Source organism: Novosphingobium rhizovicinum (assembly GCF_040813635.1).
GTDB classification, from domain to species: Bacteria; Pseudomonadota; Alphaproteobacteria; order Sphingomonadales; family Sphingomonadaceae; genus Novosphingobium; species Novosphingobium rhizovicinum.
The window spans coordinates 292387-310033 of the sequence record NZ_JBFNXR010000052.1 but is presented as its reverse complement, the minus strand read 5'-3'; the positions used below and the strand labels follow the sequence as shown (position 1 = coordinate 310033).

Below are 17647 nucleotides of genomic sequence, written 5' to 3'. Positions count from 1 at the left end.
ACCCGCACATCCGCACTTTCCGCCACATGCGGTCCGGTGGGGCCTGCGCCTGTGAAAGCTCGAATTCGCGCAGACAATCCCCATATCGATGGCATGAATGATGACCTGCAACGTCTTGGCCTCGTCGACGAGGATGAGATCGAACTCGATGAAGCCGCTCTGGTGCTGGCTCAACTCGACCATCCCGACACCGACCTCGCGCCTTACGAAGAGCTGCTCGACGCCATCGAGACTCGCCTCGACGTCGTGGGCCAGATGGCAGAGACCGCATCGGAGCGCGCGGAAGTGCTCGCCTTCGTACTCGGGGACGAATTCGGCTTCGCAGGTGACAAGGATACCTACGACCATCCTGACAACGCGGACATGATCCGCGTGCTCGACCGCCGGCGCGGCCTGCCGGTCAGCCTCTCCATGCTCTGGGTCGCCGCGGCACGGCGCATGGGCTGGGATGCTGACCTGCTGGACGTGCCGGGTCATGTCCTTGTACTCATCGGGACGGAGGCAGATCCGGTCATCGTGGATCCGTTTGCCGGCGGCGTTCGGGTCGGCGCGGAACGCATCGCGGCGCTTGTCCACGCGTTTGCCGAACCCGATCGCGCGGCGGTGACGCAGGTTTCGGCCATGCCGAACCGCGCGGTACTCGTGCGTTTGCTCCAGAACCAGGCCTCCCGGGCCGAAAAGGCTGGCCGGGGGCGCCGCGCCCTCGAAATTTACGTACGCATGACCACGATTGCACCGTCCACCGTGCACGCATGGTGGGAGCGGGCGAGGCTGGAACTCGTCGATGGAGAGGTCTCAGCCGCGCGATCCAGCCTCGGGGCGATCCTCGAGATCACGCGCGACCCGACAGCACGAGAAAAGGTGTCGGAAACGCTGGAAGCCCTGCAGGGCGAGTAGGGGTGGGGCCAATAGGAAGGCGAGTAAGGCACCCATTCGCGTCGATGCTCGTGGAACGAAGCCCAGGCGCTGCCGATCAGCGGCTCAAGGGTATCTCTGCCCCGCCAGTGAAGTGGTTCAAGCCGCTTCGCTCGTCGGTAAAGCTGTCTGCGGAAAGCTGCGTCAATCGAGCAGCAATCGTGGTGTCGGGAGCAACCTAAGCCGAATGACCTAACTACGAAGAAGGCACGGCTTATCCATCGTGCTCTTCGCGCTGCAGACGTGTCCGAGGCTATTGCTTCTTGTGCGGCATATTGCCTGACTCGTTTGGCTGGGCCGCCTTTCACGGGATGAGGGCGCGGTACAAATGGCAACATTCTATAACGCAGCGGGCAGTCAGACACTTGCTGGCTCAGGTGAGAAGGATCAGTTCTTCGCCTTCACGCGCGTTGGCAATCTCGACATGGTCCGTCCCGACGATGTGATCGCACAGCTCGTGTGGAACACGGCGATCTTTATGGGCGCCGGCTCCTTCTACCAAATTGTCGCGTCGAACGTGCAGATTTCTACCGACCTGCTGCTCGGTGACACCAACACCGACGTCGTCTACGGCTCAAACCTATCGGACGCGCTGTTCTACAACAACGGCGTGATCAGCGGCGGGTTCGGCAGCTTCGACAATATCGAGCAGTTCTGGTTGGGCGACGGGGACGACTTTATCGACCTGACTGCGCAGGGCCCCGCCGGTATCGACTACGCGAAGAGCGTGCTGGTCCAGGGTGGGCTCGGCAACGATGTCATCATCGGTGGAGCGGGCAAGGACAACCTCCAAGGCGACGCGGGCGACGATATCATTTTCGGATGGCGCGGGAGCGACACGATCTCAGGCGGCGCAGGCAACGACCTGCTTTATGGAGACGATCTGGGCCTCAACAACATCTCCGGAGACGACATCGTCGACGGCGGTGCAGGCAACGACATTCTCTACGGTGGTCGCGGCAGCGACAAGCTGAGCGGCGGCGACGACAACGACGTCCTCTATGGTCAGGCGGGCGGCGACAATCTTTCGGGAGGCGCGGGAGATGACATTCTCTACGGCGACGATCCCGATACGATCAGCAATGACATCCTGAACGGCGATTCCGGCAACGACACGCTTTATGGCGGCGGGGGAGCGGACGAGCTTTACGGCGGCACCGGTGACGACCTGCTCGATGGCGGTGCGGGCAATGACTACATGCACGGGGGTGCGGGCAACGACCGGATCATCGCGGGCGCAGGGGATGATATCATCGATGGCAGCGGTGACGTCGACACTCTGGTCTTTACCGGCAAGCGTGCGGAATATCTCGTCGCGCTGCAAACCGACGGCAGTTATCGCCTGACCGATCTGCGCGCTGGATCTCCCGAAGGCGTAAAGACCACCCGCAACGTCGAGTTCTTCCAGTTCGCCGACATGACGCTGGACGCGAACAACCTCAACTATCCGCCGGTCATCACATCCAACGGAGGCGCGACAGCGGCGTCCATTGCCATTAACGAGAACAGCACTGCTGTCACCACCATCACGGCCACCGATGCAGACGCAGGGCAGACCATCGGGTTCTCCATCGTCGGCGGGGACGATGCCGCGTTCTTCACCATCGATGCGGCGAGCGGCGCCTTGCGCTTCATCTCGGCACCGAACTTCGAAGCGCCGAACGATGCTGATGGGAACAACGTCTATCAGGTCCTCGTCGCCGCAGACGATGCAGCGGGCGGCGTCGATACGCAAGCGCTCTCGGTCGCCATACTCGACCTTCCCGACGGCGCAGCGCCGGTCATCACATCGAACGGCGGGGGTGCAGGCGCGGCAATTACCATCAGCGAGAACGCGACCATTGTAACCACTGTCACCGCCACGGACGCGGACAGCACGGCGATCAGCTTCTCCGTTGCAGGAGGAGCGGACGCATCGCTCTTCACCATCGATCCGACGACCGGAAAGCTCTCTTTCAAGTCGGCACCCGATTACGAGGCGCCCGCAGATGCGGACGGCAACAACGTCTATGAAGTGATCGTGCAGGCGAGTGATGGCACAAACCATGACAGGCAGACACTGTCGGTCACTCTCGCAAACCTGAACGACAATGTGCCTGTCCTGACCTCTTATGGGGGATCTGCAACAGCAGCGCTGAACGTTGCCGAGAACACACTGCTCGCAGCGATGATCAAGGCCACGGACGCGGACGGGACACCGCTCACCTACAGCATCAGCGGCGGGGCGGATGCTGCCCTCTTCAAGGTCGATGCCGCCACCGGCGCGCTGTCGTTCCTCACCGCTCCGGACTATGAGGCCCCGTCCGACAGCAACGGCGACCGCGTGTACAACGTCACGGTCCGCGCCAGCGACGGTACCAACAGCGTCTCGCAGGCGCTGGCCATCAGCGTCACGAACGTGAACGACAATGCCCCGGTAATCTCTTCCAATGGCGGCGGCGCCGCGGCGTCCATCGCCATGGCGGAGAACACCGCTGCGGTCACTGTGGTGAAGGCCAGCGATGCGGACGGGCCGGCTCCAGGCTACGCAATTGCGGGGGGCGCAGACGCGGCACTCTTCACTATCGACGCGGCAACCGGCACGCTGTCCTTCAGTATCGCGCCCGATTATGAAAACCCGCTGGATGCGGATACCGACGGCATCTACGAAGTCGTCGTGCGAGCGACCGACGGGCTCAATGTGGACGACCAGTCCCTCTCGATCACCATCACCGATGTGTCGGAAATCGGCAAGACGATCACCGGGTCATCCAACAACAACACGATCAGCCCGACGACGACCGTGCTCGCGTATCAAACGACGGCGCTCAACGACACCATCTACGCTCTGGCCGGCAACGACATCATCGATGGGAGCGAAGGCGCCGATTATATGGATGGCGGCTCCGGCAATGACACCTTCTATGTCGACACCTGGTCGGACGACGGCTTCGCCGGAAACGACGATCAGGTGATCGAGCTTGCCGGCGGCGGTACGGACCTTGTGAACGCGTCCGTAAGCTACAGACTGGCAGCCAACGTGGAGAGGCTGACCCTCATCGGCGCAGCAGCTATCGACGGGTTCGGGAATGAGCTTGCCAACACGATCACGGGCAACGACGCAGCCAACCGCATCTTTGGCGAGCTGGGTAACGACCTCCTCTATGGCAATGGCGGCAGCGATACCCTGTTCGGCGGCCTGGGCGATGATCTGCTGGACGGGGGGACAGGTGCGGACCGTCTGGAAGGTGGCGAGGGTAACGATACGTATGTCGTCGACAGCTGGTCCGACGACGGCAACAGCGCCAACGACGATATCGTGGTGGAACAGGCAAGCGGCGGGACCGATCTGGTCAAAGCGTCCGTCAGCTATACGCTGGCAGCGGAAGTCGAGAACCTGACTCTGACCGGCACCGCCAATCTTGATGGCACGGGCAACGGTCTTGCCAACACGATCACCGGTAACGGCGGCAGCAACATTCTGCGGGGCGGGGCTGGCAACGATACGCTGCTAGGCGCCGGCGGGAATGACAGCCTTTACGGCGAAGATGGGCAAGACACTCTGGACGGCAGCAGCGGGAATGACTTGCTGGTCGGCGGCGCAGGCGGCGATACCCTGAAGGGCGGATCGGGCGATGATATCCTGATCGGCGGGACCGGCAGGGATACGCTAAACGGTGGCACAGGAGCGGACGTGTTCGTCTTCAACCGGGGGGAGACGACGTTCAACTCCTCCAGCTACGACAGCATCGCCGATTTCAACATGACCGACGGCGACCGGATCGATCTCGACTTCCTGACTGGCTCGCTTCCGGTGGTGGACTATGCAGAGGCGGCGATCCTGACCAACTTGTATTCCGACGCGCAGGCCGCCGCCAGTACGACCGCAGGCGTGAACCACGTCACCTTCATCGCCGGCACGATCGATGGCTGGCTTTTCTACGACGCCAACGGCGACGGCACTTTCGAGCAGAGCATTCTCCTGAGCGGCAGGAACACGCTCTCCAGCGTGGATGCCAGCAGCTTCATCTGAGAGTCCGGCCATTCTGATTGGGCAGAGCGGGTAGTACGCTGCACCGCCCTCCTCGGCCCTGCCTTGTGCGAAAGAAAAAGGTGAAGGCTGCTCGGCACTTAAACCGGGAATGTGTGTTCGGCAGCTGAAGCATTCCTGCTTCCTCTTGCGAGGTGCAATGACCCTTCCTCAATGGCTGTCGGTGGCGACGCTCATCGGCATGATGGCTTTGTTTATCTGGGACCGTTTTCGTTATGATGTGACAGCGATTATCGCCCTGCTGGCGGGGATCGCGCTCGGGATCGTGAAGCCTGAGAATGCCTTTACCGGTTTCTCCGACGACATCGTCATCATCGTCGGCTCGGCACTGGTAATGTCCGCGGCCGTGCAGCGCTCGGGCCTGATCGAGGACGCGGTCGCGTTCCTGTCCCAGCGAGTCAAACGGGTGGGGTCACAGCTGTTCCTGCTCACAACGTCGGTGGGCCTGGCCTCCGGCCTGGTGAAGAACGTGGGCGCGCTGGCGATGCTGATGCCCGCGGCAACCCAGTTTGCCCGCAAGAGTGGCACCAACCCTTCTGTGTTCCTGATGCCGATGTCCTTCGCCTCGCTGCTGGGCGGCCTCACGACGCTGGTCGGCACCTCTCCGAACATCATCGTCAGCCGCGTGCGGGAGGACATGGTGGGCGAGCCGTTCCGCATGTTCGACTATCTCCCGACTGGGCTGGGCCTGCTCGTCATCGGCCTTATCTTTCTTCGTCTGGGATACCGGCTCCTGCCCTCAGACCGGCGCGGCGCGGTTACCATGGGGGAGGCGCTCAACCTTTCCGCCTACGAAACGTCTGCGAAAGTGCCGGACGAATCCTCGCTGGTCGGCGAGACGCTGGAACACTTCATCAACCGGCATGGCGGCGACGTCGAAGTGACGGCGATCAAGCGCAACGGCAGGAGCGGCGCGGTACACCCGGCCATGCACCTTGGCGGCGGCGACATCCTGATCCTGACCGGGGAGCCGGACGCACTGGAGCGCGTGATCGCCGGTGACCGCCTGATCCTGGCCGGGCAGGAGAAGGACGACCGCGAGGATGAGATCGGCGTCGTGGAAGGCGTCATCATGGCTGGCTCTGCCCTGATCGATCGGAATGCCGCCCGCCTGCGCCTGCAGGACCGGATGCGCCTGCGCCTCATCGCCATCTCTCGCGAGGGCGAGAAACTCGGAAACGAGCCAGGCCAGAGTATCCTTCGTGCCGGTGACGTGATCGTCCTACAGGGCGCTCTGGACCTGATGCCGGAGAGGCTGCGCGAACTGGGTGTCCTGCCCATCGCCGAGCGGGAGATCCGCCTCGGCACCGCGCGGCGCGGATGGCTCGCTGTCATTATCCTGGGGATCGCGATGGCGGCAACGGCACTGGGGCTGGTTCCGGTGGCCGTTGCCTTCTTCGCTGCGGCGGGGCTGGTACTCATCACCGGAGCACTCCCGGTGCGCGACGCTTACGACGCTGTCGAATGGCCGATCCTCATCATGCTGGGCGCGCTGATACCGGTCAGCGCCACCCTGCAGAGCACGGGCGCCTCCGATGTGATCGCCACTCAGCTGGCCAGCCTTGCAGCCAGCCTGCCGCCATGGGGCGCCGTCATGCTGATCCTGGCCGCCGCCATGGCCGTCACGCCGTTTCTCAACAATGCCGCCACCGTGCTGGTGATGGCGCCGATCGCAGCTGTCTTCGCGAATGATCTGGGCTATCGGCCGGAAGCCTTCCTGATCGCCACGGCCGTCGGCGCGGGGTGCGACTTCCTGACGCCTATCGGGCACCAGTGCAACACGCTGGTGCTTGGGCCCGGCGGTTACCGGTTCGCGGACTACGCCCGCCTTGGCGCGCCCTTGTCGGTGCTGGTCCTGGCGCTGGGGACACCGCTGATCCTGTGGGTCTGGCCGCTCTGAGCAGAGCGTCCGGACCCCGGAGGTCATTCGGCGAGCCGGTTGATGATCGGGCACTCTGGCCGGTCGTCGCCGTGGCATCGGCTCGCCAGATCGAGCAGCGTGGCCCTCATCTGTTCCAGGGCACGGGCCTTGCGCCCGAGTTCCTCTGCCCGGGCCGAAGCGAGCGCCTTTACGTCCGCGCTGGATCGGGAGCGATCCTGCCACAGACCCAGCAACGCGCGGATCTCCTCAAGCGGAAAGCCCAGATCGCGCGCATGGGCCACAAACCGAAGCCGCGCCACGTCGGCATCGGCATAGTCCCGATACCCGCTGTCGCGCCGCGGCGGGGGCGGGATCAGGCCGATCTTCTCGTAATGGCGGATCATCCGCTGCGAGACGCCGCTCGCCTCCGAAGCCTGGCCGATGTTCACAGGCGCACCCTGTTCAAGCGCAGTGCGTTCGTCACCACTGCAAAGGAGGAAAGCGCCATCGCGGCCCCTGCGAGCATCGGCGAAAGCAGGATGCCAGCCACCGGATAGAGCACGCCGGCTGCTATCGGCACGCCCAATCCGTTGAACACGAATGAGAACCCAAGGTTCTGGCGGATATTGCGCATCGTCGCGTCGGCAAGGCGGCGGGCCCGCACCATCGCCGCAAGATCGCCCTTGGTCAGCGTCATTCCGGCGCTCTCGATGGCGACATCGGTGCCGGTGCCCATGGCCACGCCGACATCGGCAGCCGCAAGCGCCGGTGCGTCGTTGATGCCATCACCGGCCATTGCGACAACGGCGCCCTTTGCCTTCAACTCGCCCACGATGCGCGCCTTGTCCTCGGGCTTGAGATCGGCATGAACTTCGTCGATGCCGCCGACCGATCGCGCGACAGCTTCTGCGGTGCTTCGGCCATCGCCCGTCAGCATGACCACCCGCAGACCTTCGGCGCGAAGATCCGCCATGGCCTCACGCGCCGATGACTTGACCGGGTCCGCCACCGCCAGCAGGCCTGCCAGCCGACCGTCGACAGCAACGAGCATGACACCCGCGCCTTGCTGCCGATAGCCCTCGGCCTGCTCTTGCACCACGTCCGGATCGGCACCGGCAGCGCGCATCATCGCTGCATTGCCGATCGCCACCAAGCGCCCTGAGACCAGCGCGGCCACTCCGGCTCCGGTCGTCGAGGAGAAGTCCTCCGCCTCCGCAACCGGAATCCCGCGCTCCTGCGCAGCGATCAGCACCGCATGGGCAAGGGGATGTTCGGAGCGGCGTTCAACCGCCGCCGAAAGGCTCAGCAGGTCCTCTTCGGCAAAGCTGCCCACCGTCTCGACAGCGATCAGCCTTGGCTTGCCATCGGTCAACGTGCCGGTCTTGTCGATCACCAGAGTGTCGACCTTCTCCAGCATCTGCAGAGCTTCGGCATTCTTCACGAGCACTCCAGCCTGTGCCCCGCGCCCGGTGCCGACCATGACAGACATCGGCGTCGCGAGCCCCAGCGCACAGGGGCAGGCGATGATGAGCACCGCTATCGCATTCAGCAGGGCATGACCGAACCGCGGCTCCGGTCCGACAAGGTTCCAGACGATAAACGTCAGCACTGCGATGCCGACCACCAGCGGGACGAACCAGCCGGAGATCCGATCAGCAACCGCCTGGATGGGAGCGCGGCTGCGCTGCGCCTCCGCGACCATCCTGACGATCCGGGCCAGCACCGTGTCGGAGCCGACCGCCCGCGCTTCCATGATGAGGCTGCCCGTCCCGTTCACGGTCCCGCCCGTGAGGCTGGACCCCGCTTCCTTCATGACCGGCACGGGCTCGCCGGTCAGCATGGACTCGTCGACCGATGAACGCCCTTCGACCACGCTGCCGTCGACCGGGATCCCCTCTCCGGGCCGCACACGCAGCCGGTCTCCTTCCCTGACGTCGCTCAACTCGACCTCGCCCTCCGAGCCGTCGGCGCCGATCCGGTGCGCGGTCCTGGGAGCAAGGTTCATCAGGGCGCGGATCGCCCGCCCCGTCGCCGCGCGGGCGCGCAGTTCCAGAACCTGCCCGAGGAGCACCAGCGTGACGACGACACCGGCTGCCTCGTAGTAGACCGGCACCATGCCATGCATGCGGAACGTGGGCGGGAACAGCTGCGGCGCGACAGTCGCCACCAGACTGTAGAGAAACGCAGCACCGACCCCAATCGACACCAGCGTGAACATGTTGAGGTTGCGCGAGCGCAGCGACGCCCAGCCGCGCTCGAAGAAAGGCCGCCCCGCCCACAGAACGATGGGCGCGGCCAGCGCCAGTTGGACCCAGGGGTTCCACGCCGCCGGTACGAACGCGATGCCGAGCATTTCGGCGACCATGGAAACAAGCAGCAGCGGCACGGTCAGCGCGCCTGCGATCCAGGTCCGGCGCGTGAAGTCCACAAGCTCCGGGTTCGGTGCATCGTCGAGGGAGGGTTCCTCCGGCTCCAGCGCCATTCCGCAGATCGGGCAGCTTGCCGGTCCCTCGCGGCGGATCTCCGGGTGCATCGGACAAGTCCAGATCGCGCCGGGCGTGGCATCGGGCTGCGGACGGGGCGCGCCGCTCAGGTAGCTTTCAGGGTTGCCGATGAACTTGGTACGGCAGCCGGCGCTGCAGAAGTGATAATCCTGCCCCGCATGATGCGCATGGTGCGGGGTGACTGCCAGGTCCACTGTCATCCCGCAGACGGGATCCTTGACGTGGTCTGCCCCTGCCGTGTCGCCGCCACAGCCGTGTCCTAGGCCGTCTCCTGGGCCGTGACTTGGGCCGTGACTTGGGCCGTGACTTGGGCCGTGACTTGGGCCGTGACTTGGGCCGTGACTTGGGCCGTGACTTGGGCCGTGTCCTGTCCTGCAGTCGTGATTTGTCATGCGATCGTCTCCATCGCACACCGATGTAGGGTCTGACATCGTGTCAGGGTCAAGCGTTTTCACTCTCCCCCTTGCCATCCATCGCCAGCGTAAGTCAGGAACGCACGGCAATCCGCGGCGTTTTGCGACTTCCATATTCGATATGAGGATCCTCATGCATCGAAGGGCCAGTTCCCCTGCCCCTAGCCCTCCCGCCCAGAGCAACAGCGACTATGCGGGAGGACTGGCAAGAGCGTTCGGCGGCGCGGTCATCTTCAGCCTGCCCATGCTGATGACAATGGAGATGTGGTTCCTTGGGTTCTACATGGACCGCTTTCGCCTGCTTCTCCTGTTCATCCTCAACTTCGTCGTGCTGACGGGCCTGTCGCGGTTCTCCGGCTTCGAGCCTACGGTGCGCCTTGTCGACGACATCATGGATGCTCTTGCCGCGGTCGCGGTCGGAGTGATCGCGTCGGCCGTTGTCCTCGGCATCTTCGGGATCCTGGATGCGCAGATGCCGTTCAACGAGATCTTCGGGAAGATCGTCGTCCAATGCGTGCCCGCAAGCTTCGGCGCGATGATCGCCCGCAAGCAGCTGGCGGGCGCAAAGGATCAGGAGACCGAGGATGCCGCCGAGGCAGAGGCGGGATACGGCGGGCAGCTGTTCCTGATGATGGCGGGTGCGCTGTTCCTGGCCTTCAACGTAGCCCCTACCGAGGAGATGATCCTGATCGGCTTCAAGATGACGCCATGGCACAGCCTCGCGCTTGTCATGCTTTCCATCCTGCTGCTCCACGCTTTCGTCTTCGGCGTGGGCTTTCCGGGGCAGGAGGATACGCCGGAAGGCACCACCTTCAACGCGCGCTTCTTCGGCTACACCGTCACCGGATATGCCATCGCTCTCCTCACCAGCCTTTTCGTGCTGTGGACCTTTGGCCGCACCGACGGCGCCGGTCTCCAGCAGATCGCGACCATGACAATCGTTCTGGGTTTCCCGGCAGCGGTAGGTGCGGCGATCGCGCGGCTTGTGGTCTGAAGGAACTTTGCATGGCCAAACCGGAGCAGGACCTCACAACGCCAGCCAAGCCGGGTATCCCCGCGCTTGAGTGGATCGCGGCAGGAATCGGCCTTACCCTTACTCTGGTGATCGTGGGCGTGATCGGATGGGATGCGGTGAATGGCACCGCCGCTGGGCAGCCTCCGGCTGTGGAGGCGTCGGTCGCCCGGATCACGCCAGTTGCAACCGGCTATGTCGTCGAGGTGAAACTGCGCAACCGCTCGCCCGCCACTGCCGCATCCGTCGGGGTGGAAGGAGAGCTGACGAGCGGTGGAACGGCGCTCGAAACCAGCCGCGCAATGGTCGACTACGTGCCGGGCCGTTCGGAGCGTGGCGCGGGCCTCTTCTTCACCAGGAACCCGGCGCAACACACCCTGCAAGTCCGCGCTTTGGGCTACGCGGACCCGTGACGCTGCGATGCGCCGTCCCCCTGCCTCAGGCGCGGGCGAGCCTGCGCTGATCCTCCCGGTCGATGGCGAGCAGCGAGATGCCTCGCGTCTCTCTCATCACCAGCGCGGACCCGAGGCTGACCAGACCGGCGACCATGATGTAGATCGCGATCGGCAGCCAGTCGTCATATTGGCGCAGCAGCGCCGTGCCGATCAGCGGCGCCCACGATCCGGCGACGATTGCAGTGACCTGATAGCCCAGCGACACACCCGAATAGCGCATCCGGGTGGGGAACATCTCGGCCATGATCGCGGGTTGCGCAGAATACATCAGCGCGTGCACCGCCATGCCCAGCAGGATCGCGCTCAGGACCACCATCGGTTGCCCGCTGCCGAACATGGGAAAGGCGGCGAAGGGCCATGCCATCGTGAGCGCCGCGCCGGCAATATAGACCGGCTTTCGGCCAACCCGGTCGGCAAGAGTACCTATCGCCGGGATCATCGCCACCTGCAGAACGTGGCCGATGAACATCAGCGACAGGATCTCGGTCGTGCTGACGCCAATATGAGCCAGATACGTGATCGAGAAGGTGACTACCATGTAGTAGAGGATATTCTCACCCACCCGCAGACCCATGGCGGTGAACACTCCGCGCGGATAGCGGCGGAACACTTCCGTCAAGCCATAGCCCTCGTCCGCACGTTCCTCCGCCTCTGCCTTCGCGGCTTCGAAGATCGGCGAGTCACTCACCTTGGTGCGGATGTAATAGCCGATGGCGACAATGACGACCGACAGCCAGAAGCCGATCCGCCAGCCCCAGGCGAGGAAAGCCTCCTCAGTCAGCGTGGCGGAAAGGACGAGCAGGACAATCGTCGCCAGGACGTTGCCCAGCGGCACACCGGCCTGCGGGAAGCTGCCCCAGAAGGCTCGACTGCGGTTCGGGCTGTGCTCGGCGACCAGCAGAACGGCACCGCCCCACTCTCCGCCAAGCGCAAAGCCCTGGATGAAGCGAAGCAGGACCAGCAGCGCCGGTGCCCAGTAGCCGATCGTGTCATAGGTCGGCAGACAGCCCATCAGGAAGGTTGAGACGCCGATCAGCATCAGGCTGAACTGCAGCAGCGACTTGCGGCCGATCTTGTCGCCGATGTGCCCGAACACGACCCCGCCTAAAGGCCGCGCGATGAAGCCCACCGCGTAAGTGCCAAACGCGGCAATAATGCCGTCCAGCTCGTTGCCGGTCTGCGGGAAGAACAGCTTGCCGAACACGAGCGTGGCGGCCGTGCCGTACAGAAAGAACTCATACCATTCGACGATGGTGCCCGCCATCGAAGCGCCCACCACCTTGCGAAGGTAGGGAAGGTCGGCAGTCTGTTCGTGCCTCATGGGTCTCCAGCTCTGTGTCGTTCTGTCGTTGTGCGCGGAGACTTAGCGTTCTCTGCCATGGCCACACAACCTTCAGCAGCTTGCAACCTCGCGCGCAGGCATCTCAGTTCGCGTATGGCTGAGCTGCAGCGGCCAGCAGCCAATCGCGGAAGGCTCCCATGGCTGGGCTGTCCGCGCGCGACTGCAGGCGCGTGAGCCAGTAGCCGCCAAGGTCCACCGTAGCTTCAAAGGGCTGCATAAGGTCTCCAGCCCGCAGATCGGCGGTGAACATGGCAGCAGGGGCAAGTGCCACCCCGAAGCCGCGCCGCGCCGCTTCCACCATCAGCACCGAGCTGTCGAACATGGGACCACGCAAGGCCGGGCACGGCAACCCCGCCGCAGCGAACCAGCGCGGCCACTCGTCGGCCCGATAGGATCGCAGCAGCGGCTCGCGGGCAAGGGCACTCGGCTCGGTGAGGCGCATGGCTGTCTCAGGTGAGCAAAGCGGGGCAAGGGGAGCGCGCAACACCAGCTCCGCATGGGTGCCGTGCCAGGCGCCACTGCCGAAACGGAGCGCAAGGTCGATCCCCTCACCCGCAAGGTCGATGCGGTTGTTGTGCGTGGAGAGGCGCAGATCGACTTGCGGGCACGTCCGCGCGAAATCCGGCAGGCGCTCCAGCAACCACCCGCTAGCAAAGGTGCCGACGACGCTGAGAGAGAGCAATTCACGGGGCTGGCCGCCCTCGATCCGCTCGATCACAGCGGCAATCCGGTCGAGCGCATCGGCCATAACCGGACACAGGGCATGACCTTCATCGGTGAGCGCCAGTCCGCGCGGCAGGCGGCGGAACAGCGCCGTGCCCAGGCGCGCCTCGAGGGAGGCGACCTGCTGGCTGACCGCGCCCTGGCTGACGCACAGTTCCATCGCGGCACGCGTGAAAGACAGGTGGCGCGCGGCAGCCTCGAACGCACGCAAGGCATTGAGGGGCAGCTGTGCTCGATCCATGCCTCGGCATAAGGTCAGCTTATGGCTCTGTCGAGAAATGATGCTTTGTGGTGCAGGCGCTCCCGCCGCAGGATTGGCCCATAACTGCGGGAGGTCATTACATGAAGCGCGCGCGAACAACACTCGCCATCAGTCTGGCTGCAATCGGGTCGCTGGCAGCATCATCGGGCGACGACCCCTTGCTGCGACCGATAGCCGCTGAGTACGCACAACGCTGGTTGACGCCACAAGCACCCAAGCAGGTCTTCGGCAACACTTATGCGGTCGGCTTCGGGGGCCTCAGCGTCGCCCTGATCCGCACCAGCGCGGGGCTGATCCTGGTCGATGGCGCGGTCCCGCAGGCGGTACCCGACATCGAGGCCAACCTGCGTCGGCTGGGCTTTTCCATTCGCGACGTGAAGCTGATCCTGTCGACCGAGCCGCATTACGACCATGCGGGAGGCATCGCCGCCCTCGCCCGCGACAGCGGCGCCACGGTCATTGCAAGCCCGCCCGCCGCGGCTGTGCTGCAGAACGGCGGCGCAGATCCCGATGACCCACAGGCCAGTACGCTTGCGCGCTTCCCGGCCATAGACAAGGTGCGCGCCGTGCGGAATGGTGAGCAGATCCGGCTCGGCGATGTCGCCGTCACGGCCGTCGCCTCGCCCGGTCACACGGAAGGCAGCATGAGTTGGCAATGGCGCAGTTGCGAGGGGAAGGACTGCGCCACCGTCGTCTTCGCCTCAAGCCTCAACCCGGTCGCTTCCGGTGCTTGGCGGTTCTCCGATCACCCTGAGCGCGTGACAATGTTCCGCAACACGTTCGCCCGTTTCCGCACCATGCCTTGTGACATCCTGCTGACCGCACACCCCGATGCGTCGGGGGCTATTCGCTCGCCACGAAATGGCAGCGCATGCCGGGCTTATGCCGACGAGCACGAGATCTTGCTGAACCGGAAACTGCGTGCGGAGCAAAGCCCGGGATGAGCACTCGGCATCAGGGCGGTCGGCACTCGCGCGGTTAGCGATCGACGATTTGCTGTAGCGACCGCGCCAGCCACTCACGCATGCCGGGCGAGGGTTCGCCCTTGAGCGGCTCCAGCGGAAGCATCAGCCGGTAAGTGTAAAAGCCGGTCACCAGCACGATAACCTGGGTCGCCCGGTCGGCGGCGTCGTCTGTCGCAAACCAGTTGGCGAGCGGCTGTGCGACTTTGCTCTGCAGGATCTGCAAGGCGGCCTTGCGCGCCTGCGTATCGCCGGCAGCAAACACCAGCATGGGAACGGCAAGTGCGGCGCTTGCCTTGGTGTCGCAGAAAACGTGGGACAACGCTTCGCCGAACTCTTCTCGCTTCGTGGAAGTGAAGACACTGACGTCCAGTGATGCCTCCAGCGCGGTGGCGAACAATTCGGCCTTAGAGCCGTAATAGCGCGCGATCAGCGCGGGGTTAACGCGCGCACGCTCCGCGATGTCGCGCACCCCCGCTTCGGCATAACCGCGCGTGGCAAAGAGAACCTGAGCAGCCTTCAGGATGGCGTTCTTGGTGCGGGCGACATTCTGCTCTCGCAAGGTGGCCGGCATGGCGCTTCGTACTCCCCCTCACTCAAATCGGCCCGTCCCGGCCAACGCAAGCCGATCCGCACTATGCCTCAGGCTTCCCGCCCGCGCTATGTCAGGCCGTACAGGACAACAAGCCCCACGAGGATCAAATCGGCCGGGGACGCACCGCACATCAGATAGTACGCACTATCCATCTTTGCGGCTGCGGATGAGAGTGGTACCACCTCCAGACAGTGAGTCCGTGGCAAAGCTGACCGGGCCGGGCAGAAGCGGAAAGGATGGGGCATGCAAAACCGGGATGGGCCTGGATATCGCGCCAGGACGGTGATGACGACCATCCCTGCCTTCATGAAGGGCGCAGTCGCCTGAAATGGTACCGGCAGGAGAGGCTTCCCTTTCGCCCCTTGCGAGGACGACCGAATGAACCTGCGCTGCGCTCCGCCGGAACGGTTCCGCGACTCCCTCGACCGCGTCCATGAGCTGGTCATCGCACAAACCGGCTCCGACGACTTCGGATCGCGTGACTACCTGCCCGGCCTGAAGGTGCTGTTGCAGTCGATGGACTACGATCCCCAGTTCAGCGAAGGCGGTCGCGCCCTCGCCTGGTCGATGGTCGTGGACGTGCTGCGCGGGCGCAATGAAGCGGTCAGGTCCATGAAGGACAGCCCCGGCTTCGAGGCGCGGCCGATCCTCAGCCCGGTCGTCATCACCGGCGTGCCGCGCACCGGCACCACCGCGCTGCACCGGCTGATGGCGGTGGACCAGCGGTTCCAGGGATTGCAGACATGGCTGCTGGACTCGCCCATGCCGCGCCCGCCCATCGAGACGTGGAGCGACTACCCGCAGTTTCGCAGGACCGCCGCCCAGCTTGAGGCGCAGTATGCCGCCGCGCCAGAGCATCGCGCCGCCCACCATCGCGCGGCGGAAGAAGTGCATGAAGATTGCATGGTGCTGCGCCAGTCCTTCGTCTCGAACCTGTGGTGCAGCGGCTGGTCCGCGCCGACTTACGATGCCTGGCGGCAGGCACAAAGCGAAGCGGACGCCTATCGGCATCTCTATCGCTGTATCCAGCTGATCGGCAGCAACGATCCGGACAAGCGGTGGCTGCTGAAAAACCCCGGCCATATCGAGAACCTCGACCTGCTCTTCGCCATCTTCCCCGATGCCAAGGTGATCCAGACTCACCGCGATCCCGCCAAAGCGTTGGCCAGCCTCGTCTCCCTGCTGATGCAATTGCACCCGCTGATGGAGGATGGCCGTGCGGACCAGCGCGGCGCCATCATGATGCGGCGCGAAACCGCAAAGTGGGCGCGAGCCGTAACCAAGGCCGAGCGGGTGCGGCAGGATCATCCCGGCAAAGTGCTCGACGTGATCCACACCGATTTCCATGCGGACCCGATGGGCGTGCTGGAGCGGATCTATGCCTTCATCGCCATGGACATTCCCGATGACCTGCGCCCCGCCCTTGCCAGACGGATCGAGGACAAGCCCGAGCTTGCCCACGGCGCGCACCGTTACTCGATTGCTGACTATGACATGACCGAAGACGAGGCCCGCGCGCCCTTCCAAGACTACATCGCGCATTATGACCTTGTGGAGAAGCGCACATGAAAGCCGCCATCTATCCCGGCCGCGGCGAGCCGGTCGTGATCGAGAACCTGGCCGATCCGGCGCCTGCCGCCGGCGAAGTGCTGATCAAGGTCAGCCGCTGCGGCATTTGCGGCACCGACCTGTCGATGACCAAGGGCGGCATGTGGGACTTTGGCGCGGGCGTGCAGTTCGGCCACGAATATGCCGGGGAGATCGTCGCACTCGGAGCCGGCGTCTCCAGCCTTGCCATCGGAGATCGCATCGCGGTGCTGCCCTCGGTCGCCTGTGGCCAGTGCCCCGGCTGCGCGCACCAGAACAACGTGCTGTGCCAAAGCGCTCCCGGCAGCGCCATGCATGGCTTTGCCGAACTGGCCCGCGTGCCCGCCCAGGTCGCCACAAAGCTGCCCTCCGTGCTCTCGCTGGCAGACGGCGCATTGATAGAGCCGCTGGCGATCAGCCTCTATGGGGTGAAGCACGCCCGTATCCAGCCGGGAGACCGTGTGCTGGTGCTGGGCGGTGGCACTGTAGCGCTCTACGCCATGTATTGGGCACGCCGCCTGGGTGCAGGGAAGATGGTTGCGATGTCGCGCTCCGACCGCCGCAAGGACCTCTCGCTGCAGATGGGTGCCGACCGGTTCGTCGCCTATGGCGACAACGAGATCGGCGAAGTCATGGAAGCGCTCGGCGGCCCGCCGGACGTGGTGCTCGAATGTGTCGGTGCCGAGGGGATGCTCAACAAGGCGGTGATGCACGCGGGGCCATTCGGCAAAGTCGTATCGCTGGGCTTCTGCACTGCGCCCGATCCGGTGATCCCCGCCCTCGCCTCGTACAAGTGCGTGAACGTGCAGTTCCTGGTCGGCTACTCGATGAAGGAGTTTCTCTACATCGCCGACCAGATGGACAAGGGGCACACCGATCCCAAGGCTATCATCACCAACACCGTCCCTCTCGATGCCCTGCCCGACACGATGGCCATGCTGCGCGGTCCCAACGATGAGACCAAGGTCCACGTCATCATGGCGTAA

General features: G+C 64.4%; 13 protein-coding genes. 8 read left to right on the top strand and 5 right to left on the bottom strand.

Annotation, left to right across the window (positions count from 1 at the left end; translation table 11 throughout):
• The first annotated feature begins 93 nt into the window (after positions 1-93).
• The 3 genes from ABUH87_RS15630 to ABUH87_RS15620 all read left to right on the top strand — a co-directional run bounded on the left by ABUH87_RS15630 (position 94) and on the right by ABUH87_RS15620 (position 6845).
• Complete coding sequence (locus ABUH87_RS15630; protein WP_367775029.1) at positions 94-897, top strand: SirB1 family protein; 804 nt, start codon at positions 94-96, stop codon at positions 895-897.
• Between the two features lie 346 nt (positions 898-1243).
• Positions 1244-4927 carry a cadherin domain-containing protein gene (locus tag ABUH87_RS15625; RefSeq protein WP_367775028.1) on the top strand — a complete coding sequence of 1228 codons (3684 nt, stop codon included), beginning with the start codon at positions 1244-1246 and terminating at the stop codon, positions 4925-4927.
• Positions 4928-5084: 157 nt separating this feature from the next.
• The gene (locus tag ABUH87_RS15620; protein WP_367775027.1) at positions 5085-6845 is read left to right on the top strand and encodes an SLC13 family permease; all 1761 of its coding nucleotides are present in this window, start codon (positions 5085-5087) and stop codon (positions 6843-6845) included.
• Between the two features lie 23 nt (positions 6846-6868).
• Here ABUH87_RS15620 and cueR read toward each other — a convergent pair whose 3' ends face one another.
• Positions 6869-7255 carry a Cu(I)-responsive transcriptional regulator gene (gene cueR / locus ABUH87_RS15615; protein WP_367775026.1) on the bottom strand — a complete coding sequence of 129 codons (387 nt, stop codon included), beginning with the start codon at positions 7253-7255 and terminating at the stop codon, positions 6869-6871.
• On the bottom strand, positions 7252-9741 hold the full coding sequence (locus tag ABUH87_RS15610; RefSeq protein ID WP_419956714.1) for a heavy metal translocating P-type ATPase: 2490 nt from the start codon (positions 9739-9741) through the stop codon (positions 7252-7254). The genes cueR and ABUH87_RS15610 overlap by 4 nt, the downstream gene beginning before the upstream one ends.
• A gap of 115 nt (positions 9742-9856) precedes the next feature.
• Between ABUH87_RS15610 and ABUH87_RS15605 the strand changes: the two genes are divergently transcribed.
• Together ABUH87_RS15605 and ABUH87_RS15600 are read left to right on the top strand one after the other, a co-directional pair.
• Complete coding sequence (locus tag ABUH87_RS15605) at positions 9857-10717, top strand: TIGR02587 family membrane protein (RefSeq protein ID WP_367775025.1); 861 nt, start codon at positions 9857-9859, stop codon at positions 10715-10717.
• 11 nt (positions 10718-10728) lie between these two features.
• Positions 10729-11148 (top strand): hypothetical protein, encoded by a 420-nt coding sequence (locus tag ABUH87_RS15600; RefSeq protein ID WP_367775024.1) that lies wholly within the window; start codon positions 10729-10731, stop codon positions 11146-11148.
• Positions 11149-11173: 25 nt separating this feature from the next.
• Here the strand turns inward: ABUH87_RS15600 and ABUH87_RS15595 are convergent, their stop codons facing one another.
• The gene (locus tag ABUH87_RS15595) at positions 11174-12511 is read right to left on the bottom strand and encodes an MFS transporter (protein WP_367775023.1); all 1338 of its coding nucleotides are present in this window, start codon (positions 12509-12511) and stop codon (positions 11174-11176) included.
• Positions 12512-12614: 103 nt separating this feature from the next.
• Complete coding sequence (locus ABUH87_RS15590; protein WP_367775022.1) at positions 12615-13496, bottom strand: LysR substrate-binding domain-containing protein; 882 nt, start codon at positions 13494-13496, stop codon at positions 12615-12617.
• A 101-nt stretch (positions 13497-13597) separates the two neighbouring features.
• Here ABUH87_RS15590 and bla point away from each other — a divergent pair, with 101 nt between their 5' ends.
• Positions 13598-14461: a subclass B3 metallo-beta-lactamase gene (gene bla, locus ABUH87_RS15585; RefSeq protein WP_367775021.1), complete on the top strand. Its 864-nt coding sequence runs from the start codon at positions 13598-13600 to the stop codon at positions 14459-14461.
• Positions 14462-14495: 34 nt separating this feature from the next.
• On the opposite strand, the gene ABUH87_RS15580 is transcribed toward bla, so the two are convergent.
• A complete protein-coding gene (locus tag ABUH87_RS15580; protein ID WP_367775020.1) occupies positions 14496-15053 on the bottom strand; it encodes a TetR/AcrR family transcriptional regulator in 558 nt (185 codons plus the stop codon).
• A 399-nt stretch (positions 15054-15452) separates the two neighbouring features.
• Here ABUH87_RS15580 and ABUH87_RS15575 point away from each other — a divergent pair, with 399 nt between their 5' ends.
• Together ABUH87_RS15575 and ABUH87_RS15570 are read left to right on the top strand one after the other, a co-directional pair.
• The gene (locus ABUH87_RS15575) at positions 15453-16643 is read left to right on the top strand and encodes a sulfotransferase family protein (RefSeq protein ID WP_367775019.1); all 1191 of its coding nucleotides are present in this window, start codon (positions 15453-15455) and stop codon (positions 16641-16643) included.
• On the top strand, positions 16640-17647 hold the full coding sequence (locus ABUH87_RS15570; RefSeq protein WP_367775018.1) for an alcohol dehydrogenase catalytic domain-containing protein: 1008 nt from the start codon (positions 16640-16642) through the stop codon (positions 17645-17647). Before ABUH87_RS15575 ends, ABUH87_RS15570 begins: the two co-directional genes overlap by 4 nt.